A 24,833-nucleotide genomic window follows, 5' to 3' on the forward strand; every position below is an offset into this window, starting at 1 on the left:
CATGGCCCTCGCGGACTCTGGCAAAGCCATCGGCGCGGTCACCCGCCTGCTGCAGGATCACCTGATCCGGCGCGGTTTCGATGTGTCCATCGGCAAGCCCGAGGACGCCGCGAACGTCAATTCCAACGAGAAGCTCAACCTCTTCCTCTACGAAACGGCCTTCGACCCGCAGTTGCGCAACCTGTCCCTGCGCGATGGCGAACCACCACCGCTGTGGCTGGTGCTGAAGTTCCTGCTCACGGCCTTCGACATCGGCGAAAGCAGTGACACCGCTGCCGCCCATGACCTGCTCGGCCAGGGCATGGCAGCACTGCACGAACTGGGCTTCCTGCCCCTCGATTCGCTGGTGGCGACGGACGTACGCCTGGCCCTGGAAAACAACCCCGAGCCGCTCAAGCTGAGCTTCGACGAATCCGGCGCCGACTTGCTGGCCAAGACCATGCAGGGCGCTGAGGAGCGCTACCGGCTCTCGGTGGCCTTCCAGGTGCGGCCGGTGATGATCGTGCCCGCCAGCCTGCCGCGCGGGGCCCTGCTGGTGGGCGTGGACTACAGCACCTCGCCCGAAACGCTGATCGGCCGTGAAGGCGTGCAAGTAGCAGTGATGCCCTCGATGGGCGCGCGCCTGGACCGGGTCGAGCCGGCCCGCTTCGAAGCGGGCGCCACCCTCACCCTGTATGGCGAAGACCTCAATCCGAGCAACCTGGAAGTGTTGCTGGGCAACATCCCGCTCACCGTGCTCGAACGCCAGCCACAGCGACTGGTAGTGAGCGCCGAAGGCAGCCCCGGAACGCCCATTGCCTCAGGTACCAGCCTGTCGGCGGGCGAGATGCCGCTGGTGGTGCGCCGACGCCTGTCGCCGACCCGCACCCGCTCCAGCAACCTGCTCGCCGCGCGCCTGCTGCCAACCCTGGACAGCGCCGCGCTGGTGGCCGGCGACCTGCACCTGCAGGGGACACTGCTGGGTACCGACAGCGATGATCTGATGGTGCTCTTCTACCGCGAGAGCGACGGCGTGACCGTGCACCTGTTCGACGAGGTCAGCACCGCCGTCGACCAGCAGAGCCTGGTGATTGCCGGCGCGGCTGCCGCTGTCCCGGCCGGCAGCTACCGGGTGATCCTGTGGGTGAACAACCAGCAGGCCAAGGCCAGCCCGAGGGTGGTGGTGCCATGACCAATCCCCTCAGCGCCCAGTCGCTGGCCGATCCGGTGGCCTTCCTGCCCGGCCTCCACGGCCAGGACGCCCTGGCGCGCTACTGGCTGTCCCAGGTCACCCTGCGCCTGCGCCGCGAAATCTGCTGGCTGTGGCGCGAGCGCGCCCAGCAGGGTGGCGACGATGCCGCACTGCCGCCAGCGGTGGACGGCGCACTGGCTGCGCTCGACCTGCTGCGCTACGAGCACGACAAGCGCGCCTTCTTCGCGGACGACATCACCGCGCGCTATCTCAGCGAGCGTATTGCCAGCGCTGCCCCGCCGGATCTGGCCGACGCGCCGCGCGGCTCCTTCGGCTGGGTCGCGCAGCAACTGGAGCTGGCCCCGGTGGAGCGCTTCGTGCTGGCACTGGCCCTGTTGCCCGGCGTCGACAGCGCCGCCGGACAGGTGATCGCCAGCTGCCTCAACGACCTCTCGCGCACCAGCCCCAACCTCGCCCTGGCACAGCGCCTGTGGGACGAGCCGGACGAACTGCTGCACTGCTTCGACCCGGCGCATCCCTTGCTGCGCCATGGCCTGCTGAGCAGCGCCCAGCCGCACGACTGGAACAGCGCCCTGCAGGTGCCGGTACTGGTCGCCCGCGAACTGCTGTTCCCCGCCGGCCGACTGCCATCGGCCTTGCAAGCAGTCCCCGTCGCGCCGTTGGCGTCAGGACTGGAGCCGGCTGCCGCACGGATCCGCAGCGCGCTCACGGCACCCCGCGGGGTGCAGTTGCTGCCACTGCTGGGTGCCGCCAACGCACCGCTGGCGGAAACCGCGGCGGCCTGCGCGGCGATGGCCGGCGTCGAGACGCTGCAACCCAGCGCCGCCCTGCCCCGCGAACACCTGGCCCAGGCGCTCAGCGCCGCCTGGTTGCGCGGCTGCGCGCTCTACCTGCCGGCACGGATGCTGGCCGACCCGACGGCCCACGACGGCGGCCTGGAAGCACCACCGCTGCCGGCACTGCCGCTGCTGGTGTTCATCGGTGTGCACGAGCGCAGTGCCTTGCGGGGCCTGGGGGAAACCCTGCCGGCACTGGACGTACCGCCACCGGACTTCACCCAGCGCCTCGACTGCTGGCGCCAGCAGTTGCCGGATGCCGGGTTGGCGCCGTTGCTGGCGGAGCTGGCGCGGCGCTTTCGCTACGAGCGGACCGCCATCGAGCGGGTCGCGAGCGAACTTGCCAGCCTTGGCCGGCCACCCAGCGCCGGCGAGCTGTTCGCCGCGGCGCGGGCCAACCTCGACCTCGGCGCCCTGGCCCAGCACGTTCCACCGCGCTTCGAGCGTGCCGAACTGATGCTCCCGGCGGCCCAGGCAGCGCAGGTCGACGAGCTGATCACGGCCATGCACAACCTCACCCGTGTGCACCACGACTGGGGCACCGCACGGGCCTGGAACGAAGGCGGCCTCAGCGCCCTCTTCGCCGGGCCACCGGGCACCGGCAAGACGATGGCCGCCGAAGCCATCGCCGCCGAGCTGGACCTTCCGCTCTACCGCATCGACCTGTCCCAGGTGGTCAACAAGTACATCGGCGAAACCGAGAAGAACCTGCGCCGACTGTTCGATGCCGCCGACTCGGCCGACCTGATCCTGTTCTTCGACGAGGCCGACGCCCTCTTCGGCAAGCGCACCGAGGTAAAGGACGCCCATGATCGCTACGCCAACCTGGAGATCAGCTACCTGCTGGAACGCATGGAACGCTTCAAGGGCCTGGCGATACTCGCCACCAACCGCCGCAAGGACCTCGACGAAGCCTTCCTGCGCCGTCTGCGCTTCGTGGTCGAGTTCCCCCTGCCTGGCGTGGAGGAACGCCTGCGCATCTGGCGCAGCGTGATCCCCGAGGGCGTCGACGCCAGCGACCTGGACTTCGAGTTCCTCGCCCAGCGCTTCGCCCTCGCCGGCGGACACATCCGCGGCGTGGTGTTCAACGCCTGCCTGCAAAGCGCTGCCGAAGGCGCGCCACGGCGCCTGGATATGCCCGCCATGGTGCGTGCCCTGCAACGCGAGTACGACAAGCTGGACCGCGCCAACAGCCTCGATCAGTTCGGCCCCTATGCCGCGCTGGTCGCGACGCACAGAACCCGCCGCTAGGTTTCTGGAGAGCACCATGAGTCGTCAGCTACGGATAGAGTCCCTCGAACTCGACCTGCGCGGCATCGCACCGGAGGTCGCCGAAGCCGCCGCACGCGCGCTCGGCCCGGCCCTGGCCGAAGCGCTGGCCGGACGCAACCTGCAACCCGGCACCCGCGCGCACCTCGATGCCGGGCACCTCACCAGCGGCGCGACCACACAGGCCGGCGACCTGGCGGCCGGCATCGCCCGGCAGATCGCCCGGAGCCTCGTCGGAGAACGCCCATGAGCCTGTTGCGCGGCGCACTGATCGAATACGGCACCGACCTGATCGGCCCGATTCCCAATGTGGTGATCTTCCAGTTCAACCCCGAGTCCCTCACGCGCAGCCTGGAGATTCCACCGCGCCCCACCGGCGCCACCCAGCGCGAAACCGCCCAGGCCGGGGAAAAGACCTTCGAGAAAATCACCTTCAAGGCCCACTTCAGTGCCGCCAACATGCTCGACGAAGGCAAGGTGCTGGCCGAATTGTTCGGCATCGGCCCACAGCTCGCCGCGCTGGAAAAGATGGTGCTGCCCAGCGCGAAGCTCGCCGGCTTGATCGGCGCCGCCCTGGACGCCATAGGCGACGCCCTTGGCGGCGGTGGCGACGACGCGCCGGCCCAGCCGATTCCCCGCGAGAAGTACCCGCGCATCCTGTTCATCTGGGGCCTGACCCGCGTGCTGCCGGTGACCATCGACTCGATGAGCATCACCGAGCTGGAGTACGACGCCCTGCTGAACCCGACCCGTGCCGAGGTGGACATCACCCTCAGCGTCATCGCCGTCGACGACTGCTCCGACGACGTGCTGGCCAAGGGCGCGCTGGAGTACTCCACCCTCGCCAAGGAAGCCCAGGCCATCGCCAACCTGGCCAACACCGCCGAACAGATCGTCGAGCTGATTCCACTCTAGGAGCCTGTCATGTTCCTGCCGAACTCCCGCTACGCCCGCGTCGCCACGGTGCAGACCACCAGCTCTACCGGCGAAACCGTGGTTGCCCTCAAGCTGCGCCATCTGACGCCGATGGCCGGTGATCCACGCATGGTCCAGGCCGGCGATCGCCTCGACCTGCTGGCCCACGCCATCGCCGGCGATGCCACCCAGTTCTGGCACGTGGGCGATGCCAACAGCGCCCTGGACGGCCGCAGCCTGGTGGAAAACCCCGGTGACACCGTACGGGTGCCCAGGAGCTGAGCATGGCCGAGCAACGCTTCCGCGTCTGGTTCGGCGACACCGCCGCCAGCGAAGACCAATTGCGCCGCATCGAGGAAATCGAGGTAACCCAGGAGATGGACGCCTTCTGGGAGGCGCGGCTGCGCATGGTGCTCTGCCTGGATGCCAATGGCACCTGGCTGCACTGGCCGGGCGACACCAGCGAGCCCTTCTCACGGGTACGGGTCGAGCTGGACATCGGCAACGGCCAGTTCACGCCGCTGATCGACGGGCCACTGGTGAGCCTCGACGCCGCCCTCGATTCGCAGCCGGGCCGCAGCACCGCGACGCTGGTGGTGCGCGACGACAGCGCCTTCCTCAATCGCGACGAGGAAACCGAAGCCCCCTTCGAGCACCGCAAGGCCAGCGAGATCGCCGAAGAACTCTTCGGCCGTTTCACCCAGCTCGCCAGCACCCGCATCGACGCCACCGACGCCACGCCGGAAACCACCACCCGCCGAGGCACCGTGCTGCAGTTCCTGCGCGAGCTGGCCAGCGCCAATGACCGCCACGCCTATGTCCTGCCGGGCGAGGCACGCGGTACCAGCGTCGGCTGCTTCCTCGCCGACCCGGCCGATGCGGCCGACCTTCCGCCCCTGGTGATGATCGGGAGCGGGCGCAACCTGGCCAACGCCAGCGTCACCCAGGACCCGGAAGGCGGCGAACGCACCAGCGCCCAGGTGCTGCGTGTCGACGACCAGGGCGTCACCCGCTTCGAGACCAGCGCCGCCGACCTCGGCCTGATGCGCGGCCTGCCGGCCCTGCCGGCGGACCTCACACCCCGGCGCATGCTGCCTCCGGCCGAAGCCACGGGCGAGGACCCGACTGCCGCCGCGACCTCGCGCGCACGGCGCAGCGGATACGTCTTCCACCTGGTCAGCCAGGTGATACCGGGCTGCTACGGCGCCGTGCTGAGCCCCTATCGCAAGGTGCGCCTGGACGCGGGCGCCACGCCCTACAGCGGCGACTACCTGCTCACCAAGGTGGTGCATCGCATCACACCGTCGCTCTACACCCAGGAGATCGAAGCCAAGGCCGACTCGCTGTCCGAAGTGTCGGGCGCAGCGGTGGCCGAGAACCTCGGCGGCGGCCTGCAACTCTCGGTTTCGGCAAGCGTGGGGATCTTCTGAATGGACGAACTGCTGGAACACACGGTCGAGCGCCTGGTCGAGCACGCCGGCAGCCGCTACTTCGGCAAGTACCGGGGCACGGTCACCGACATCGACGACCCCAACGACCAGTGCCGTATCCGCGCCACGGTGCCCGCCGTGCTCGGCGAACACCCGTGCGGCTGGGCCATGCCGGCCGCGCCATTCGCCGGCGACGGCCACGGCATGGTGCTGCTGCCGAAGATCGGCTCGGGGGTCTGGATCGAGTTCGAGGCGGGACGGCTGGACCACCCCATCTGGTCCGGGGCGTGGTGGGCCGAGGGGCAGCGCCCGGAACCCAAGGGTGCCGGAGTGCGCGTCATCGTCTCCGAGCAGGGCCACAAGGTGGTGCTGGACGACGAGGCCAACGAGGTCCGCATCAGCCACGGCGACGAGATGATCGCCAAGACCATCACCCTCACCGCCACGGAAATCATCATCACCTGCGGCGCCTGCGAGATCCGCCTGAGCAACGAGACCATCTCGTTGAACAACGGCCTGATCAAGGTGGGCCTGGCCGGGGTCAGCCTGGTCAATGGCGCCATGAGCTTCGGGGTGCCCCCCACATGATCCCGATCCTCACCACCAGCAGCACCGTCATGTGCCCCCACGGCGGAATGGCGCAGTTGCTCACCAGCAACACCGAGGCGCTGGTGGACGGCGCGCCGATGCTGTTGCAGACCGACATCCACCCCATCGTCGGCTGCCCCTTCACTCCCGGCACCTATTCCCCCTGTCTGTCGATCCGCTGGGTGACGGCGGCGACCCAGACCTCGATCCGTAACGTGCCGGTGCTGCTGCAGAACAGCGTCGGCCTCTGCCTCAATGCCGCGCAGGCGCCCCAGGGCACCGCCCTGGTGGTGCAGACCCAACAGAAAGCCAAAGGGATATGAGCATGGCACTCTCCAACGGACGGCACCTCGCCTTCCCCTTCCGCATCGGCGGCGACGGCCGCAGCGTTGCCCCGGCGGACGACGACGCCCATGTGCGCGACGAGCTGCTGCAGTTGCTGCTGACCAGCCCCGCCGAGCGCCTGTTCCTCCCGGACTTCGGTGGCGGCGTACGCAAGCTGGTGTTCGAGCCGGCTTCCGAGGCCCTGCGCGGGGTGGTCAAGGCGCGCATCACCAACGGCCTGACCCGCTGGCTCGGGCACCGGCTGACGGTGGAACTGATCGAGGTGGTCTGGGACGACGCCGCCGCCACCCTGGAAGTGACCCTCAAGTACCGACCCGCGGGCAGCCCCGACTCGCGGGTCATCAAGTTCCAGCGCAGCTCGCGCTAGGGATAGCCCAACATGGCCGCCATCAAGTTCCCCGACCTGGTAGACGAACGTGCCGACCAGTTGCAGAGCCACGGCCTGGATGGCCTGAAGCTGGCCCTGGTGAGCCTGCCGCCCGGCCCCAACCCCGGCCACGCGGACCTGGAGCTGCATTTCTTCAATGGCCTGCACCTGGCGGCCATCCTCGCCGACATTGGCGGCGACCCGGCACGCGCCCGGCAAGTGTTCCGCATTCGCGGCGGCGCACGGGTGGTCGCCGGCAACGCCAGCGGCCAGGTGCACGTCAGCGCGGTGGCGCCCCTCGATGCCACGCGCCTGTCCCTGCGCATCGAGCCGGTGGGTGACTACTCCACCTATCGCCTGGAACTGGTCTGGGACGCCGCCCTGATCGACCCCTTCTTCAGCGCCATGGGCTTTCGCTTCCGTCCGGGCTGTTTCACCAATGACTGCGCCCCGCCCCAGGGTGGTCGGCCACCGGCACCCAACCCCGCGATCGACTACCTGGCCAAGGACTACGATTCCTTCCGCCATACCCTGATGGTCGCCATGGCCGAGCGCGTACCGGGTTGGGCCAGCACCAGCGAGGCCGACCTGGACCAGGTGCTGATCGGCCTGTTCGCCGCCGCCGCCGACGAACTCAGCGACTTCCAGGACCGCGTCATGGCCGAGGCCTACCTGGCCACCAGCCGCAAGCGCGTGTCCCTGGCCCGCCATGCGCGATTGGTGGACTACCACCTGCACGAGGGCAACCAGGCCAGCACCTGGCTCGCCCTGGAGGTGGTCGCCGGGCAGGCGCCCTTCAGCCTGGGCGACCAGGAACTGGTGGCCTGGACCGGGGATGCTCCGCCCAGCGCAGACGCGGTGTTCTTCGCCAGCCGCCAGCGCCGCCTGGACGCCTCGCAACGCCAGTATCTGGACCCGCGCCTCAATCACCTGCACCTGTACACCTGGGGCAACGCCCAGCCGGCGCTCGCTGCCGGCAGCACCAGTGCCGACCTGGTATCCGAGCCGCCGCTGGCTTCCCAGGCCGATGCCGACGCCCTGCGTGACTTGGTGCGCCAGGGCCGCTGGCGCGAGCTGCTGATCGAGGAGCGCCTCAACCCGCTCACCGGCCAGCCCGCCGGACGCAACCCCGCGAAGCGGCAACTGCTGCGCTTGCTGCCCGGTGACGACCTCGACGGCGGCGCCGCCGAAAGCCGCTTCGACCCGCTTACCGGCACCTGGATGCTGCGGGTCAGTTGGCGCGAAGAAGACGCCCTGCGCTTCGACTTCGCCTTCACCAGCTTCTGCCCCGGCCCGCCGCCCACCGTGGTGGAGGGCATCTCGGTATTTCACGGAAACCTGCTGCCGGTGCATGAAGGACGACCGCTGCGGGTGCAGTTCCGCGAGCCGGGCAGCCCGTTGCCCAGCGATGTCCCCGGCCTGCGCCATCGCCACTACCAGCGCCTGGACCGTCACGGCGACGGCCGCGACTGGGTACTGGCCCAGTTGCCGGACGACGGCCCCCTCGCCTACCTGCCACCCCGTCAAGGCGGCACCCCCACGGGGGAAGAACCAGCCCGCTCCACCCTCTGGCTGCAGGTGGAAAGCCCCGGTGGCGCACGCGAGGACTGGGACGAGGTGGAAAGCCTGGTGCACAGCGACGACTCGGCGGAAAACGGCGACCACTTCATGGTCGAGACCGACGAACATCGCCGCAGCCTGCTGCGCTTCGGCAATGGCAGCAACGGCCGGCTGCTGCCGGCTGGCGCGGTGGTGCATGCCGAGTACCAGTTGGGTGGCGGCCATGTCGGCAACATCGGTGCGGACCAACTGGTCAACCTGCAGCCGCTGACCGGCGCCCTGAATGGCGCGGTATTGGGTGTCAGCAATCCCTTCGACGTCAGCGACGGACGCGACCCGGAACCGGTCGAACGCATCCGGCGCAATGCCCCGGAGGCCTTCCGTGCCCGACAACTGCGGGCGGTGACCCTGGCCGACTACGTCAGGCGCGCCGAGGAAGTGAGCGGCGTATCGCGTGCGGTGGCCCGCTATGCCTGGACCGGCAGCTGGCGCACGGTGCGTATCGCCATCGATCCGGCCGGTTTCACCGCGCTGGGCGACGAGCGCTCGGAAAGCCTGTGGGAGGAACTGCGGCCACGGGTGGCGGACCACCTGGAAGCCGTGCGGCTGATAGGCGAAGACATCGAACTGCGGCGGCCGCGCTATGTACCGCTGGATATCCGCGTGGTGGTCTGCGCCGACGACGCCTACTGGCGGGAAGACTTGCGCTACGAGCTGGAACAGGAATTCTCCGACGGTTGGACCGCCGACGGCCGCCGAGGCTTCTTCCACCCGGACCAATGGACCTTCGGCCAGTCCCTGCACCGCAGCATGATCGAAGGCCGCCTGCAGCGCATCGCCGGTATCCGCCACCTGGTCAGCCTGAGCATGAAGCGCTTCTGCGCACCATTGCCCGGCCTGCCCGGAGCACCGGTGCTGGAGATCGGCTTCGACGAGACCCTGTTGCTGGCCAATGAGCCGGACCACCTTGAACGCGGGCTGATCCGCTTCGAGATCCAGGGAGGGAGGCGCTGATGCCCTGCAATCCGCTGATCACCGACCCCTTCGTCTTCCCCCTGCGTGCCGACAACCGGCCGGGCCTGCCGCGCATCGCCTATCGCATCGGACGTTACGCAGACTTCCTGGAAGCCATGACCCGCGCCCTGGATGCCGCGCCGGAACTGGCCGCCTGGACCCACCGCGAGGCCGACGACCCCGGTATCGCCCTGCTCCAGGGTGCGGCCATCCTTGGCGACATCCTCAGTTTCTATCAGGAGCACTACGCCAACGAGGCCTACCTGCGCACCGCCGCCTGGCGCGAGAGCGTCGCCGAGCTGGTACGGCTCACCGGCTATCGCCTGGCCCCTGGTATCGGTGGGCGCGCCACCCTGGCTTTCGAGGTGCGTGGCGATGCCCCGCTGACCCTGCGCGCGGGCTTCCCGGTCAAGGCCGAACTACAAGGCCTGTCCACGCCCGCCGACTTCCAGACCGACGCCGAACTGCTCGCCTGGCCGCACCTGGGCCGCTTCAACCTGTACCGGCCACGGGCGTACAGCGCAACGCTCGCCGCTGGCGCCACCCGTTTCGAGCTGCACAGCGTCGGCAATGCCAGCGACAGCGCCAGCCTCGCCGCCTTCGAACTGAAGCCCGGCGACCAGCTGCTACTGATGCCGCCCGAACCAGGCTGGACCGCCAGCGGCAGCACCCTGACGCCCCAGCAGGCGCCGCAACAAGTCAAGGTGAAAACCGTCACCCGCCTGCTCGGTCGCGTGATCGTGGAAACCGATGCGCCGCTGCAGCAGAGCTGGAACCAGCCGGTGGCTGCCTTCCGGGTCGGCCGCAGCTTCCGCCACTTCGGCCATAACGCCCCGACCAAGACCATCACCAGCCGCAAGAGCGGCAGCGAGATCGTTGGCGCCCTCGAATCCGATACCGGCTTCCAGCGCCACCTCTACCCCCACGACTGCACCAACACCAGCGCCTCCCTCGCCTTGCCCGCCGACCTGCTGCCGCTGGATGCCGAAGTCACCGACCTGCGCCCCGGCATGCGCGTCGTGGTGCAGGTGCGCGTGGCAAAGAGCGGTGTCACCCATCCAGCTCCCCTGGCGGTGGTGCGCAAGGTCACCGCGCTGCGTACGGCCACCCTCGGCTTCGGTAACCTCAACGGTGCCAGCAGCCTGCTGACCCTGGACCAGCCACTGATCCGCCACGCCATGAGCGGCTCGCCGTGGAGCGATGTGCGCGACTTCCTGATCCGCGAAGTCACCAGCCCGGCACTCAGCCTCAAGCCGGTTTCCACTCCGTCCTCCAGCGCCTTTGCCACTGGCACCGGCGCCCTGTTCTTCCATGGCAGCGCCGCCCAGGCACGGGCCCTGGCCGGACGCCGGCTGTACTTCGCCCACCCCGACGGGCGCAGCGTCGAGCTGACCTGCACCAGCAGCCCCGCCAGCTTCCCCACGCCGACGCCCGATGTGGCCCGCCCCTGGCTGCTGAACTTCGACCGCCCGCCAGCGCCCTTCACCCGCGCCGACTTCGACGAGGCCGAGCCCCGGGTGACGGTCCACGGCAACCTGGTGGATGCCTCCCAGGGCAAGGCCGAGCAGGAGGCGGTGCTCGGCAATGGCGACCATCGCCAGCAGTGGCAGACCTTCCCGCTGCCCAAGGCGCCGCTCACGTACTTCCTCTCCGCCGGGGCCGTGCCACCGCAAACCCCTGAGCTGGAAATCTGGGTCGAGGGCCGCCTGTGGAACCGCGTCGACAGCTTCTACGGCCACGGCCCCGAGGAGCCGCTCTACATCGTTCGCGAGGATGCCGAGGGCCGCAGCTTCGTGCAGTTCGGCGATGGCGAGAGCGGCGCCCGACTGCCGTCCGGCCTGAAGAATGTCGTGGCGCGCTATCGCAGCGGCGTCGGCGCGCGCGGCCCGATCAAACCGGGCGCCACCCCAACGGCTGGCGAACGCCCAGCGGGCTTCGACAAGGTGTCCCTGGCCGGCATCGTTTCCGGCGGCGCCGATCCGGAGCCCGCTGACCGGGCCCGCGAGGCGGCACCGGGCAAGGTGCAGAGCCTGGGCCGGCTGGTCAGCATCCGCGATTACGAAAGCGAGACACTGTCCGTGCCCGGTGTGGTCCGCGCGGCAGCCGCCTGGGACCTGCACGAGGGCCTGCCGGCAGTGATCCTGCGGGTATTGCTGGCCGCCGGGCGCGAGGCCGAGTTCGCCGCGGTCCAGGCCACCCTGGCCCACGCGCAACGCTGCCGGGGAGCGGACCGCCACCCGCTGGTGGTCCAGCAGGCACGCCTGCGCCATGTCTTCGTGGACCTCAGCTATGCCCGCAGCCCGCAGTATCGTCAGGAGGACGTGGAAAGCGCCCTGCGCGCCGCCCTGGGCCTTGCCGGTGTCGTCGTCCACGAGCGCAGCGGGCTGTTCGGTCTCCAGGCGCGACGCCTCGGCGAGCCCGAGTACGCCAGCCGCATCGAAGGCTGTGGGCAGAACGTACCCGGCGTGCTCTGGTGCCGGCTCAGCGCCTTTGGCCTGTTCGCCGCCGGCAAGGACGGCAGCGCCCCGTTGCCCAACGCGCCAAGGCCCCTGGCCCAGGTCCTGGCGTGCAGCCCCTTCGAGCTGCTGCAACTGGCGCCGACGCACCTGACCCTGACCCCGATTGCCGAACCCGCCGCGGGGGAATGCCCATGAACCGAGTCCCCCTGTTCGAGCGCTTGCCTGAGATCTATCGCACCCGCGACGCCGAGGTCACACCGCCGAACCAGCTGCGCGCCTATCTCGGCGCCATCGAAGGCCCGTTCGACGCGCTGCACCAGAACATCGCCCAGCTCTATGAAGACCTGTTCATCGATACCTGCGACGACTGGGTCATCGCCTACCTGGCCGACCTGTTGGGCACCACCCACCTCAAGGGTGACCCGCGCACCCTGCGCGCCGACGTGGCCGACACCATCGCCCTGCGCCGGCGCAAGGGCACCCTGGGCGCCATCGAGCGGCTCGCGGTCAACCTCACCGGCTGGGCCTGCCGTGGCGTCGAGCTGCGCGAGAACCTCGGCTGGACCCAGCACCTCAACCACCAGCGCCCCGACGCCGGCGGCCAGCCTCCCTATGGCACAGCGGCACTCACCCGCTTCGCGGTGCCCCGTGGCGGTACCGCGCCACTCCGCGAACCGGCCACCCTGGCACTGCTCGGCACGCCGTTCGACCCCTTCGCCTACACCGCCGACCTGAAGCCCGCGGTGGACGACCAGCGCCATATCAACCTGCCCAACCTGGCGATCTTCCTCTGGCGCCTGGCCGCCTACCGGTTGCCCCGTGTCCGCCCCCTGGCCAAGGGGCGCATCGACCTGGGAGTGCAGGCGGCCGGGCTGGCGCGCTTCATCCTGCGTTTCGACCTGCACCCGCTGGATATCCCGGTACGCCTGTTCAACACCAGCCGCCCCGGTTTCCTCCGGGCAGCCACCTCAGGCGGTGTAGTTGCGCCACTGACCGAAGCCGATGCCGTGCCCGGCCCGATGCTCGACGCACGCCTGGCAAGCCATGCCGACGCCTATGTGCGGGTGGACTTCTACGATCCCGCAACGACGCCACCCAGCGGTTTCGACCTCGGCGACGTCGGCCTGCACCTGTTCCTGCCCCAGGACCTGGCGCCGCTGCTGGTGCCGCCTGCGCCGCAGAGCGAATGGCGCTGGCAGTTCCGGGGCGACAACCTCTGCGCCTGGGAGGAAGGCCTGCGCCGGCCCACCGCCATCGGCGAGATCATCATCGACCCGGACATCGGCCGCGTGCTGGTGGGCGTGGCCAGCGCCGAACAGGCCGACCTGCTGGTGACCACGGACAACGGCTCACTGCTTTCCCGCCTGCAGGCCAGCTTCACCTACGGCGCTACCGGTCCGGTGGGCGCGCATCCACTGGCGCGGCTTGTGCCCGCGGCACCCGCCGATACGGAGGTCCGCCACGTCGGCGAGGTCGCCGGCGGCATCAGCCTGCAACAGGCACTGGAAGGGCTGGAGACTGCCACCGGCCCGGTGATCGTCGAGATCCATGACAGCCTGGTACACCGGCTGGACCTCACCGCGCTGACCGGCACGGCGGTCGACGGCACCCATTCACTGCGCCTGGCGCACTCGCTGACCCTTCGCGCGGCAGGCGACCACCGCCCCATCCTGCTCCTGGCGCAGCCACTGTCCCTGCGGGTACTGGACGCCGCCGCCGCGACACCTTTCGCGCCCCAGGTGCGCCTCGAAGGGCTGTACCTGGCCCCGGACGCGGCGGCACCCTTCCCCGCTGGCCTGGCACTGATCGACCGTGTCGCGGTGGCTCGCCTGGAACTGGTCGGCTGCACCCTCGCGCCCGGCGGCCACAGCCTGCGCAACGGCCAGCGCGCGCCCATGCAACCGGCACTGCACCTGGTGGACGGCTACGGTTTCGATGCCGCCGACCGCGATGCTTTCACCCCCACGCCGGACATCCTGATCCAGCGCTCGATCACCGGCGCCATCGCCATCGACTCGCGCTACCGGCTGGATATCCAGGACAGCGTGGTGGACGCCGGCCTCGGCTTCGACGACGCCGCCAGCGGCCAGTACGCCATCGCCGCTGCCACCGACCCGGCCAACGCCTGGGGCTCCGCGCTCGACTTCCAGGGTCTGACCTGCTTCGGCCCGGTGCGGGTCGCCGCGGTCGGTGGCCTGGGCGGCATCTTCAGCCAGCGCTTCGAAGTGCTGGACAACCAGCACGGCTGTATCAAGTGGAGCGCCTTCAGCGGCGACCTCGACCGCCTGCCGGCCAACCACTTCTGCGTACACGCGCCGGATGCGCGGGTGTACTTCACCTCGGAACGCTTCAACGACCCGGGTTATGCACAGCTCCAGCGGGAAACCGATCGGCGCGCGCGTGAACTCGGGCCGGACGACGATGCGATGGGTGCCTTCGGCTTCCTGCTGGAGGCACACAAATGGACCAACCTGCACGTGCGGCTGCGTGAATTCATGCCGGTAGGCGTGAGGCCGCTGGTTGTACCCGTCACCTGACGAAGGGGGAGCCATGCAAGGCGATTTCTCGATACTGAACTTCGACCCCCACCAGCACGAACACGGGGTCAACCCGCCCGCCCAGGGCGTACTGCGCAACCTCAGCGGCGTGCTGCACCAGCAGGGTCGCGTAACCCTGGATGCCGACCTCACCGAAGGCGAGCTGCTGGAACTGGCCTGGAACGGCCAGGCCGGCCGCGACATCCTCGGTGCCGGCGTCTGCGCGGTGCCGGCCAGCGAACCCGAGGGCTTCCGCGTCGAAGCAGCGGCAGTCGTGGACGGCGCGGTGCAGCTGCGCCTGCGCCCGGGTCGCGCCTGGGTCGATGGCATCCTCACGCGCCTGCCGGGCATCGCGCCGGACCCGCTGGCGCTGGTCACGCGCCTGGCCACCTACTTCGGCCCGCCCCTGGCCACGCCTGTACCCACCACCGACCAGGTCGACGACGGCATTCGCGATGCGGTGATCCTCGAAGTCTCGGAAGAGGCCCTGCACGGTTTCCAGTACCCGCAGCGACTGATCGAACCTGCACTCGGCGGCCCGGACACCACTGAGCGCGCCTACGTCAATTTCCGCCTGCGCCTGCTGCGCATGGCGGCAGGCGAAGACTGCAGCAGCCTCCTCGCGCGACTGCGCGACGACCCCGCCAGCAAGGGTCGGCTCAACGTCACCCTGGCGCCGGTGCTGAACCTGGTGGGTGAGTGCCCGGTCGTAGGCGGTGGCGGCTACACCGGTTTCGAGCACTGCCTGTACCGCATCGAGATCGCCGACGCGCCGGAAGGTGCGCCGGTGCGCTTCAAGTGGAGCCAGTGGAACGGCGGCCTCGTCGGCCGTGGACGCTTCGACGCCAGCAGCGACCCCGACCGGGTGATCATCGACGCCGGCCGCACGGCCATCGTCAATTCCGGCCTGACCGAGTTCTATCTGGAGGCCCTGCAATACGACGAGCTGCTGGGCACCTGGGGAGTGGTCTACGGCAGCATGGCGCGCCTGAATACCGACCACGACCTGGAGCTGGAAGCCCCAGCCAGCTTCGGCAGCCTGCCGGGCACCACCGCCCCGGTGTTCTTCCGCCTGTGGAACGGCCTGGGGGAAATCCAGGACTACCCCGAGATCGCCGCCCCGAGGGAACTGCGCGATGGCATTCGCCTGGCCTTCGGCGCAACAGGCCACTACCGGCCGGGTGACTACTGGACCTTCAGCGTGCGCGCTGGCGAGATCGGTAACCCCCCGGTGCTGCTCGACCACGCACCTCCCGTGGGCATCGTCTACCACCGCGTGCCCCTGGCGGAGATCAACTGGACCGGCCGGCGCAACACCGAAATCTCCGGCAGCATCGAAGACTGTCGCAAGCGCTTCCGCCCGCTGACCAACCAGAAGGTCTGCTGCACCTTCCTGGTGGGTGACGGCCTGAGCAGTTTCGGCGACTTCAACTCCCTCGAAGAGGCTGCCACTCACCTGCCGGCGACCGGTGGCGAACTCTGCCTGCTGCCTGGCGTGCACCGCGCCAACCTGCGACTGGAAGGCCGGCGCAACGTGAAGATCCATGGTTGCCGCTGGCGCACCCTGGTGCTGCCGCGCCTGGAAACCCGCAGCCAGCCGCTGCTGCACTTCGTCGACTGCGCGGGGATCGAAGTCTGCGACCTCGACCTGGTGAGCTACGACGGCATCGCCGTGCGCATCGACGGCAGCCGCGAGGATGGCTGCAGGGACCTGAACATCCACGACAACCGCATGATCGCGCGCACCAACGCCATTCGCGCCAGCCTGGCCATCGGCCTGAAGATCGCCGGGAACCGCCTGCACCTGCTGGATACCGTCGACGGCCGCGCCACCCTGTCGATCGCCGCCGATGACGTACTGGTCGAGCGCAATACCCTGGTGCTGCTGCCCTTCATCGACACCACGCCGGATGAGCCGGACGAACCGGATGACGACCCCAACCGCGACCCCGCCGACCCTTGCGCCCGGCCGGAAATCCTTTACCTGCACCCGCAGCTGGTGCTGCGCTACGCCTTCGCCGCATGGGCCGTGCTGGTGGTGCAGTTGCTACCGCAGCAACCTTACCGCGCCATCGGCGGTATCCATGTGCGCGCCGGTTCCGAACGCGTGCGCCTGCTGGAAAACACCGTGGTCGGCGGCGCCGGCAACGGCGTCACCCTGGGCGGCGACCTGGACCCGGTGGACGCCCCACCAGCGCCGGAGCCGCCCGCCATCCTCGCCACGGGGGCAGCGGCAAGCGCGCCGGCAACCGTCAATGTCACCGCCAACGGGCAGTTCCTTGCCCTGGTGCAAGACGAAAAAGGCAAACCGCTGTCCGGCGTCGACCTCTACCTCGAGGACGCCACGGTCGCCACCGACCGCAGCGACGCGCAGGGCATGGCCAGCGTCAAGGCCGCTCCGGGCAGCTACCGCCTCGACGTATCGCCGCAGTACCAGGTGCAGCGCATCGCCGAGGCCCGGGACGAAGGCGTGCTGGTCAACGTCGTGACGCTGGCGGCGCGCGCCGCCGAGCAGATGCGCGGCTTCCTTCATGAAATCACCATCGAGGCCAACGACATTTCGATGATGGGCCTGTCGGGGATCGGCTTCGTCCCACGCAACGGTGCCGACCTCAAGGGTCCAGCCCGCGCGATCCCCGGCAACGACCCGAAGGCCGCCCTGCTGGCCTACCTCGACGCCGCGCTGCTGAACCTGGCGCTGACACCGCTGCTGCGGGCCACCGATCCGGTGCGCGACCTGGTGATCCTCAACAACCGCCTGCACCACAACCTGCGCAATCCCTTCACCGAGGCGCTGCTGGCCGAGGCGCAGTTCATCGGCCGTGGCGGTATCTCCCTGGCGCTGGTCGAAGCGGCCCGGATCAGCGGCAACCACATCCACGAGAACGGTCCCCGCGCCGTCGACCCGGCGTGCGGCGTGTTCGTCGGCTACGGCGACAACCTGGAGATCACCGACAACGTGCTCGCCGCCAACGGTGCGGCCACCACCGGTTTCGAAGAGAACCGCAACGCGGGAATCCGTGGCGGTGTGTACGTGCGCTTTGCCGGGGCGCTGACCGCGCACCTGTCGCAATCCAGCGGCCGTCACGCCGCGCTGCGGGTGCACGACAACCGTGTCGACCAACCGGCCGGACGTACGCTGACCGCCTTCACCTTCGGCCCGGTGTCGGTGGCCAACAACCACCTCAACAGCGAGCACAGTGGCCTGTTCGGCTTCCTCGACACGGCCGTTGGCGGCGTGCTGATCATCAACCTCGGTGGTATCCATCGTGTGCTGGCTCGGGTGTTCAGCGCCTACCTGGCCTTCGAGCCTGGGCAGACTGCCAAGGGCCGCTTCGCCGCCGTCGCCGAACGCGCGTTGCCGGGCGGCGAGACCCTGTTCGACGACAACTACGTGCGTCTCGGCCTCGACAACCGCTCGATCACCTCGCAAGTGCTGCTGACCCTGGACGACCTGGGCTATGCCGCGAATACCTCGGCTGTGTACCGTGGCGACCCGTTCTTCGCCAACGCGGTGCTGATGGGCGACAGCGTACGTGTCACCGCTTCCCGCCTGCGCGAGGACGTGACCCGGACCCTCTCGCTGTTGAGCACGGGCATGCGCATGAACATGACGGCCCTGAACCAGGCGGACCACTGCATCGTCGCCCAGCCCAGCGCCGGGACCGCCCCGCTGCCGACGGTGGACCAGCCCAACCAGGTGCTGGATGCCGACCTGTGCAGCCGGCTGTTCGCCAACCGCGCGGCCGTCGGCCAGTTCCTTGTCACCGTGCTGGCCGCCAACGCCAACCAGCTCGGCGGTACGCTCTCGTCCAGCGCATTCAGTTCGGCGGAACTGGGCAGCCTGACGCAGCAGACCACCGCCCGCGCCATCGCCCAGGTCAACTCGACCCAGGTGGCCACCAGCAAGGCCTACCAGGCCGAAGCGCTACGCATGACGCGCAAGCACGGCGCCGACTTCCCGGCCAGCGCCGCGCTCAACGCCCGCAGCCAGGCCAGCGCGGAAACCAGCGGTCTGCTGGCCACCAGCTCGGAAACCCTGGCGATCCGGGTACCGGACAGGCCCGAGGGTGGTTCGGCCTTCAGCGGTCGCCTCATCAACGACCGCGGCCAGGGTCAGGTCGACTACACAGTGGCGCTGCTGCGCGGAAACGGCAGCCAAGTCGAAACCCTGGGCCAGACCGATGCCAACGGCGCATTCGCCGCGACCTTCGACAAGGCGCAGACCGCGCGCCTGGCCAAGGAAGGAGAGCTCTTCGCACAGGTCACCAACCTGGCCGGCAAGGAAGTGCTGCGCGACAAAACTCCGCTGCGCTTCGCCAGCGACGCCTCGCTACAGGCCACCCTGGTGGTGCCGGTGCGCGTGGTGCCCAAGTCGGTTGCGGTTAACGCCACGCTGATCCATGGAACCCCCGTCGAGCCCACACCCACGGCGCCCACACCGCATCCGACCGAGCCGGTGCCAGGGCCGGCGGTGCGTACCTCACTCGACAAGCTGCAACTGGACGAAGCCACGCTCAAGCAACTGGCCAAGGGCAAGATCCAGGATGTCGAGGGCATCCTGGAAACCGACCCCACCCGGCTGGCAAGCATCGTGGGCGGTGAAGACAAGGCGAAGAAACTGATCGAGATGGCCAGGCGGCTGCTCGGCCAGACGCCGCCCCCCAGCCCGACCCGGAAGGTCGCCGCGACCGTGAAGAAGGCGGCGCCCAGGAAGAAGGGGTGATCATTCATGAGCCACGGGCGACAAAGCATGGAAGCGTCCGGTGAACGTCGGCGTCGGACGGTTCAGCCAACCAGCGCGAGCGAGGTTCTGCCCGGCGCCGCTGGCCGCCCCGCGCAGGATACGCCGGCCGGCCGACCCTGTGCCTGCGGCGGGGCCTGCCCCCGCTGCCGTGGCACGGGGAAGCTCGCCATCAGTGAGCCGGGAGACAGTCACGAGCAGGAAGCGGACCGGGTTGCGGCCGAGGTGATGGCGCACCCGCCGTCAAGCGGCGTTGGCACGACGCCGGTGCAGATCCAGCGCCATGGCGGGAGTCGCGCAAGCGAGCGGCAAACGGCCCCGGAAAGCGTGGAACGGACCCTCGCCAGCCCCGGCCAGGCACTGGAGCCGGGAGTGCAGGCGAACATGGAGCAACGCTTCGGGCATCCCTTCGCCGATGTCCGGGTGCACCGGGGAGGCGAGGCGGAGCACTCCGCCCGCGAAGTCGGTGCCGACGCCTATGCGGTGGGCCGCGATATCGTCTTCGGCGCCGGCCAGTACGCCCCCGACACCCTGGCCGGACAGCACCTGATCGCCCACGAACTGACCCACGTCGTGCAGCACCGTGGGGCGCCGGCGACAGGCGCCGCGCGCAGTCTTTCGCGTTACCGCAGCAAGGGGCCGGACACCATCGCCTTCGATGCCGCCAACGAAACCCTTACCGACCCGAAGAAACAGCCGTGGGTCGAGACCATCAACATTCACTTCGACAAAGCGGTGGTCGATAGCGGGCACAAGGCCGATGCCAAAGCAGCTGGGCAACCGGAACCGCGCATGCCCACCGGCAGCCTGGTGGCCAAGTACAGCAGCAAGTCGAGCAAGGTCCTTGCCGATGTGAAACTGCCCATCGCCGGCGGCTCCACCATGCTCGGCATCGGCCTGACCGATCGCGTCAAGAACGCCAAGGTCAAGCGCCTGGAAGGCCTGGGCTACACCGACTCGGAGAACGTCCGTCTCGGTAACCTCACCGACCCGGTCGCGAAGACCGGCAAGGGCGCCCGCTATTCGAAGAGCGGCGCCGGCACCATGAACTACGCGATCTTCTTCAAGGGCATCCAGGCGATCCACGAAGGGCTGCTCAACACCGGCTCCCACGCCTGCGTGCATGTCGGCAACGGCACTTCGATGCGCGACCTCAACTACCACACGCGGATCGGCGTCACCACGGTGACGGTGAGCTACGACAGTTCCGTGCTTTCCGACCTGTGCTGCCATCGCAAGAAGACCGGCAACACCAACTGGGACACCAATCCCTGCGAATCGACCAAGTGCCCCTGAGCGAGGCACCGACCCACCGCCTATCCGCGAAGGAGGGCAAGCGACATGTTCAGTACCTTGCAGGAAGAGGCCGCCCTGCGTGCCGGGCGCAAGGGCGCCCCGCCACCCCAGGCAAACCTCGTCCCACCCACCGCACGCTCACGCCGGTTCGCGCGCTCGACCTGCGCCTGTGGTGGCAGTTGCCCGACATGCAGTGAGGAGAAACGCCCCAGCGGCCCACGCCAGGCCCGCGACGGCGACCTGGCCCCGGTCGCCGACCCGGCCGAAGCCCTGGCCGAACCGGCGGCTACCCCTGCATTCCGTGACTGCAGCGAGCGCATCACCGGCATCACCGACGCCAACGAACGCTTGGAAACCGCCCGCCAGCGCGCCCGTGAATTCGTCGGTGCCGCGCGCCGCGCACTGGGCGCCGCCCCGGCCGCTGGCACCACCTACGAGACCGCCCTCGGTCGCCACTTCATCGCCCCCAGTGCCGCCCAGCGCGCCACCATCGAAGACAACTACCGGCAGATTCTCGGCACCCTGGTGGTGTCCAACTACATCTGCAACAGCCAGAACATCTGCGAAGGCGAACAGGCCTTCTGGATCGAAGCCGACGACCTGGTCCACGTGTGCCGGCCGTTCTGGGAACTGTCGCCGACCTGCCGCGCCATCATCCTCATCCACGAAGGTGCCCACGATGTCGGCATCGGCGTGGCCGGGGCGCACCCGCCAAACCGTGGCAGCGCGCAGTACCCCACGGGCAACACGGCCGCCCCAGCCGGCCAGACCACCGCGGGCCGCATGGATAATCCGGATGCCTACGCCTTCTTTGCCGCGCACATCTGGCGCGATACCGACACCGGCAGATCCTGCTTCTAGGCGGTTACCGTGATGAAGAGCCCAGCCAGCCTTCTCCAGGCCAGGCCACGCCAACCGGGCACAGACAGCCACGCCCCGGCGCCGGTGTTGTCCAGGTCCCCCCTCGCGTCGGGGCCGTCCTCCTGCGCCTGCGGGGGGGGTTGTCCGCGCTGCCAGCCCAAGTCCCGCCTCAAGGTCGGCGCACGCGAAGATGCCGCCGAGCGCGAGGCCGACGCCATGGCCGACCAGGTGATGGGGACGCCCAGCGGCACAGTCAGCACCGGCCCGCAGGGCGACGACCGCCCCAAGGTGCGCCTGCAGCCGTCGGCCTTGGGCGGTGGGGCCGAGCGCCCGGCCCCGGCCAGCGTGGATGCGGCGCTGAATGCCTCCGGGCAGCCGCTCGACCGCACCACTCGCGCCTACTTCGAGCCGCGCTTCGGGCACGACTTCTCCGGCGTCCGCGTGCATACCGACATGGCCGCTCAACGCTCGGCGCGAGAGGTCAATGCCCATGCCTATACGGTCGGCCAGGACATCGTTTTCGATGCCGGACAATTCGCCCCGGCATCCCGCGAAGGCCAGCACCTGCTGGCCCATGAGCTGACCCATGTGGTGCAACAGCGCGGTACCGCTGGCGCGGTCCTGCGTCGCGATCCCGGCGACGAGGAACTCACGCCCGAGATCGTCGGCCAGGAGCCCGGCCTGCTGCTTTGCTTCGCCCTGTGCGAACTCGGCGTGCCGCCGGCCATCTGGCGGGACATCACCGAGATGTTCCTCGGCGCTGTCTGGGAGGAATACCGGGAAAGCTATGGCCGGGCGCGGGGGAACGCACGATTCCGTACCTTCCAGAATGCTTTCCGGAGCTACTCGGTCCTGAACTCGGTCAAGACCATCCTCGGTTTCGTCGTCCATGGACGCGTTGGTTTCATCCCGATCCGCACGGCGTCGGGTCGTGCGGCACAACAGGCGCTGTTGCGTTTCCTGATTGCCCGAGGCGCCACCGAGGCGGGTGTGATCGCCGCCGAACAACTGGTGCGCCGCATCGCCATTGCCATCGAAGTGGCCATCGCCGCGGGTTGTGGCGCCTTCTGTTCAGTACGCAGCTACGCCTTGTTGATGCGCGACCTGGCCGACCAGATGGCGGCAGGGTTGGTAGCCGTGGCTGAAGGCATGGAAAGCCTTGGCGGCATCGTCAGCGGCCTGGCCACAGCAATCCTGGTGCGCCCGGTCCTCTACGCCGAAACCCTGCTGGAAGTGTCCAACTGGAACCTCAGCCACATGCCCGCCGGAGCACGCGCCGACACCATCGCCCTCGGCCTGTACTTCAGCAGCGTGATCGAGGGCGAGGATTTCGACACCCTGATCGCCTCCCACGCCCGCCCCATCAGCAGCTACCCCACCGCCGCCAGCCTGGTGCGCGAAGTGATCGCCGAGATCAACCGCGACCGCGTCATCACCGAAGAGCCCCCGCTCGACACCGAGTCCCTGGTCAACGGCAACCCCGCCGCTTTCTTCAGCCTGCTGGCGGAACAGGGATACCTCGACTTCGAAGAAGACCCCGAGCAACTGGTCGACGCAATGCTCGAAGGGCCCTCTCCCTAGCGTTTCGCTGGGGGGCGAGCTCTTTCACCAGGCCTGCCCCTGCCAGACGCGGACGGCAGACCTTCGGCCTGCATGGCGATTGAAATCGCCCCTACAGGTTTCCTGGTCCTGAATCAGCACGTCACCCGCTCATTAGCCCGGGTCATCTCCTCCACCAGGAAATCGATGAAGGCCCGTGTCTTCTGTGGCAGGCGGCGCCCCGAGGGGTAGACGGCGTTGATGCTGATGGGCGGTGCCTGCCATTCGCAGAGCACCGCCACCAGTCGCCCCGCCGCCAGGGCCTCGTCGACGATGAAGCTCGGCAGCAGGGCGATGCCCATGCCGGCCTCCGCGACCTGAGCGAGGAAGTCGCCGTTGTTGGCCTGCAGTGGACCGTTCAATTGCACGCGGCGGGTTTCCTCGCCGTTGCTGAGCGCCAGGCTGACACCGCTCTGCAGGTAGCCGTACCCGAGGAAGGCATGGCTGGCGAGTTCCTCCGGCAACTGCGGCACGCCGGCCCGTTCCAGGTAGGCCGGTGAAGCCACCAGGTAACGCGGTGCCGGCGCAATGGTGCGGGCGACCATGGAGGAGTCCGCCAAGCTGGCGATGCGGATGGTCACATCGAAGCCGCCGCGCACCGGATCCACCTGCTGGTCGCTGAGCACCAGTTGCAGTTCGATCTGCGGATGCCGTTCATGGAAGAGCGGGATCAGCGGTCCCAGCTTGCGCAGCCCGAAGGACATGGGCGCGTTCACCCGCAACACCCCTCGCAGCTCCCCCACCCCATCGCGCGCACGTTGCTCGGCCTCGTCCAGGGCTGCCAGCAGGTCCCGCGCCGACTCGAAGTATTCCGCCCCCGCCTCCGTCAGATGCAGGCTACGCGTCGTGCGCACCAGCAACTGCACACCGATCGCCTCCTCCAGCGCCTGCACCTGCTTGCTCACGGTGGAGCGCGGTACGTCCAACGCCCGCGCCGCCGCCGCAAAGCCGTTGCTGCGCACGGTTTCGACAAAGGCGCGCATGCACTCGACCCTGTCCATCAGTGTCTCCAATTCAGAATCAATGAAGTTCAATTATGCCTAATTGTTTCTCTTAATGGGCGCGATCAGAATTCATCCCACGTCGGAACCAAACAGCCTCACGAACGAGGCACCGGCCAGGAAGCAATCAGACAACCCACGCTCCAGGAGAAATGCCATGTCCATCCGCGAACTGCTGAACCCGACCAATTCCGCACTGATCCTGATCGACCACCAGCCGCAAATGGCCTTTGGCGTGCAGTCCATCGACCGCCAGCAACTGAAGAACAACACCGTGGCCCTGGCCAAGAGCGCCAAGATCTTCAACGTGCCGACCATCCTCACCAGCGTCGAAACCGAAAGCTTCAGCGGCTACATCTGGCCAGAACTGCTGGGCGTGTTCCCGGGCCAGCAGCCCATCGAACGCACCTCGATGAACTCCTGGGAAGACGACAAGTTCGTCGCCGCCGTGAAGGCAACCGGCCGCAAGAAACTGATCATGGCCGCCCTCTGGACTGAAGTCTGCCTGACCTTCCCCGCCCTGGAAGCCATCGAAGCCGGCTACGAGGTCTACATTGTCACCGACGCTTCCGGCGGCACCTCCAAGGAAGCCCATGACATGTCGGTGCAACGCATGATCCAGGCCGGCGCCATTCCGGTGACCTGGCAGCAGGTCCTGCTCGAGTACCAGCGCGACTGGTCGAAGAAGGAAACCTACGACGCCGTGATCGGCCTGGTGCAGGAGCACAGCGGCGCCTACGGCATGGGCGTGGACTACGCCTACACCCTGGTGCACAAGGCGCCCCAGCGCCAAGTGAACTAAGCCCCGGCAGGCCGGAGG

General features: G+C 68.8%; 18 protein-coding genes. 17 read left to right on the top strand and 1 reads right to left on the bottom strand.

Annotation, left to right across the window (positions count from 1 at the left end; genetic code table 11):
• The first annotated feature begins 1 nt into the window (after position 1).
• The 16 genes from G559_RS0110040 to G559_RS29615 all read left to right on the top strand — a co-directional run bounded on the left by G559_RS0110040 (position 2) and on the right by G559_RS29615 (position 22,994).
• Positions 2–1,171 carry a Pvc16 family protein gene (locus tag G559_RS0110040; protein WP_028628092.1) on the top strand — a complete coding sequence of 390 codons (1,170 nt, stop codon included), beginning with the start codon at positions 2–4 and terminating at the stop codon, positions 1,169–1,171.
• Positions 1,168–3,279, top strand: coding sequence for an ATP-binding protein (locus tag G559_RS0110045; RefSeq protein ID WP_028628093.1), 2,112 nt, complete (start codon positions 1,168–1,170; stop codon positions 3,277–3,279). The genes G559_RS0110040 and G559_RS0110045 overlap by 4 nt, the downstream gene beginning before the upstream one ends.
• Positions 3,280–3,295: 16 nt before the next feature.
• Complete coding sequence (locus tag G559_RS0110050; protein WP_028628094.1) at positions 3,296–3,547, top strand: hypothetical protein; 252 nt, start codon at positions 3,296–3,298, stop codon at positions 3,545–3,547.
• The gene (locus tag G559_RS0110055; RefSeq protein WP_028628095.1) at positions 3,544–4,212 is read left to right on the top strand and encodes a hypothetical protein; all 669 of its coding nucleotides are present in this window, start codon (positions 3,544–3,546) and stop codon (positions 4,210–4,212) included. Before G559_RS0110050 ends, G559_RS0110055 begins: the two co-directional genes overlap by 4 nt.
• A gap of 9 nt (positions 4,213–4,221) precedes the next feature.
• Entirely contained in the window at positions 4,222–4,494 is a 273-nt protein-coding gene (locus G559_RS28800; protein ID WP_051246546.1) for a hypothetical protein, read from the top strand.
• Positions 4,495–4,496: 2 nt separating this feature from the next.
• Complete coding sequence (locus G559_RS0110065) at positions 4,497–5,642, top strand: hypothetical protein (protein WP_028628096.1); 1,146 nt, start codon at positions 4,497–4,499, stop codon at positions 5,640–5,642.
• A complete protein-coding gene (locus G559_RS0110070; protein WP_028628097.1) occupies positions 5,643–6,230 on the top strand; it encodes a phage baseplate assembly protein V in 588 nt (195 codons plus the stop codon). It begins immediately after the preceding gene.
• The gene (locus G559_RS0110075; protein WP_028628098.1) at positions 6,227–6,553 is read left to right on the top strand and encodes a hypothetical protein; all 327 of its coding nucleotides are present in this window, start codon (positions 6,227–6,229) and stop codon (positions 6,551–6,553) included. The genes G559_RS0110070 and G559_RS0110075 overlap by 4 nt, the downstream gene beginning before the upstream one ends.
• A 2-nt stretch (positions 6,554–6,555) precedes the next feature.
• Positions 6,556–6,942 carry a GPW/gp25 family protein gene (locus tag G559_RS0110080; RefSeq protein WP_028628099.1) on the top strand — a complete coding sequence of 129 codons (387 nt, stop codon included), beginning with the start codon at positions 6,556–6,558 and terminating at the stop codon, positions 6,940–6,942.
• A 12-nt stretch (positions 6,943–6,954) separates the two neighbouring features.
• Complete coding sequence (locus G559_RS0110085) at positions 6,955–9,516, top strand: baseplate J/gp47 family protein (RefSeq protein ID WP_028628100.1); 2,562 nt, start codon at positions 6,955–6,957, stop codon at positions 9,514–9,516.
• Positions 9,516–12,170, top strand: coding sequence for a baseplate J/gp47 family protein (locus G559_RS0110090; RefSeq protein WP_036997279.1), 2,655 nt, complete (start codon positions 9,516–9,518; stop codon positions 12,168–12,170). The genes G559_RS0110085 and G559_RS0110090 overlap by 1 nt, the downstream gene beginning before the upstream one ends.
• On the top strand, positions 12,167–14,512 hold the full coding sequence (locus G559_RS0110095; RefSeq protein WP_211228787.1) for a phage tail protein: 2,346 nt from the start codon (positions 12,167–12,169) through the stop codon (positions 14,510–14,512). The genes G559_RS0110090 and G559_RS0110095 overlap by 4 nt, the downstream gene beginning before the upstream one ends.
• 13 nt (positions 14,513–14,525) lie before the next feature.
• Positions 14,526–19,238, top strand: coding sequence for a right-handed parallel beta-helix repeat-containing protein (locus tag G559_RS0110100; protein WP_028628103.1), 4,713 nt, complete (start codon positions 14,526–14,528; stop codon positions 19,236–19,238).
• Positions 19,239–19,583: 345 nt separating this feature from the next.
• Positions 19,584–20,552, top strand: coding sequence for an eCIS core domain-containing protein (locus tag G559_RS29610; protein WP_211228788.1), 969 nt, complete (start codon positions 19,584–19,586; stop codon positions 20,550–20,552).
• Positions 20,553–20,597: 45 nt separating this feature from the next.
• The gene (locus G559_RS0110110; protein WP_028628104.1) at positions 20,598–21,413 is read left to right on the top strand and encodes a hypothetical protein; all 816 of its coding nucleotides are present in this window, start codon (positions 20,598–20,600) and stop codon (positions 21,411–21,413) included.
• A gap of 87 nt (positions 21,414–21,500) precedes the next feature.
• The gene (locus tag G559_RS29615; protein ID WP_211228789.1) at positions 21,501–22,994 is read left to right on the top strand and encodes an eCIS core domain-containing protein; all 1,494 of its coding nucleotides are present in this window, start codon (positions 21,501–21,503) and stop codon (positions 22,992–22,994) included.
• A 113-nt stretch (positions 22,995–23,107) separates the two neighbouring features.
• Here the strand turns inward: G559_RS29615 and G559_RS0110120 are convergent, their stop codons facing one another.
• Positions 23,108–24,013: a LysR family transcriptional regulator gene (locus G559_RS0110120; protein ID WP_028628105.1), complete on the bottom strand. Its 906-nt coding sequence runs from the start codon at positions 24,011–24,013 to the stop codon at positions 23,108–23,110.
• A gap of 157 nt (positions 24,014–24,170) precedes the next feature.
• Between G559_RS0110120 and G559_RS0110125 the strand changes: the two genes are divergently transcribed.
• Complete coding sequence (locus G559_RS0110125) at positions 24,171–24,815, top strand: hydrolase (protein WP_028628106.1); 645 nt, start codon at positions 24,171–24,173, stop codon at positions 24,813–24,815.
• Positions 24,816–24,833: the final 18 nt, after the last annotated feature.

The organism is Metapseudomonas resinovorans DSM 21078 (assembly GCF_000423545.1).
GTDB lineage: Bacteria > Pseudomonadota > Gammaproteobacteria > Pseudomonadales > Pseudomonadaceae > Metapseudomonas > Metapseudomonas resinovorans.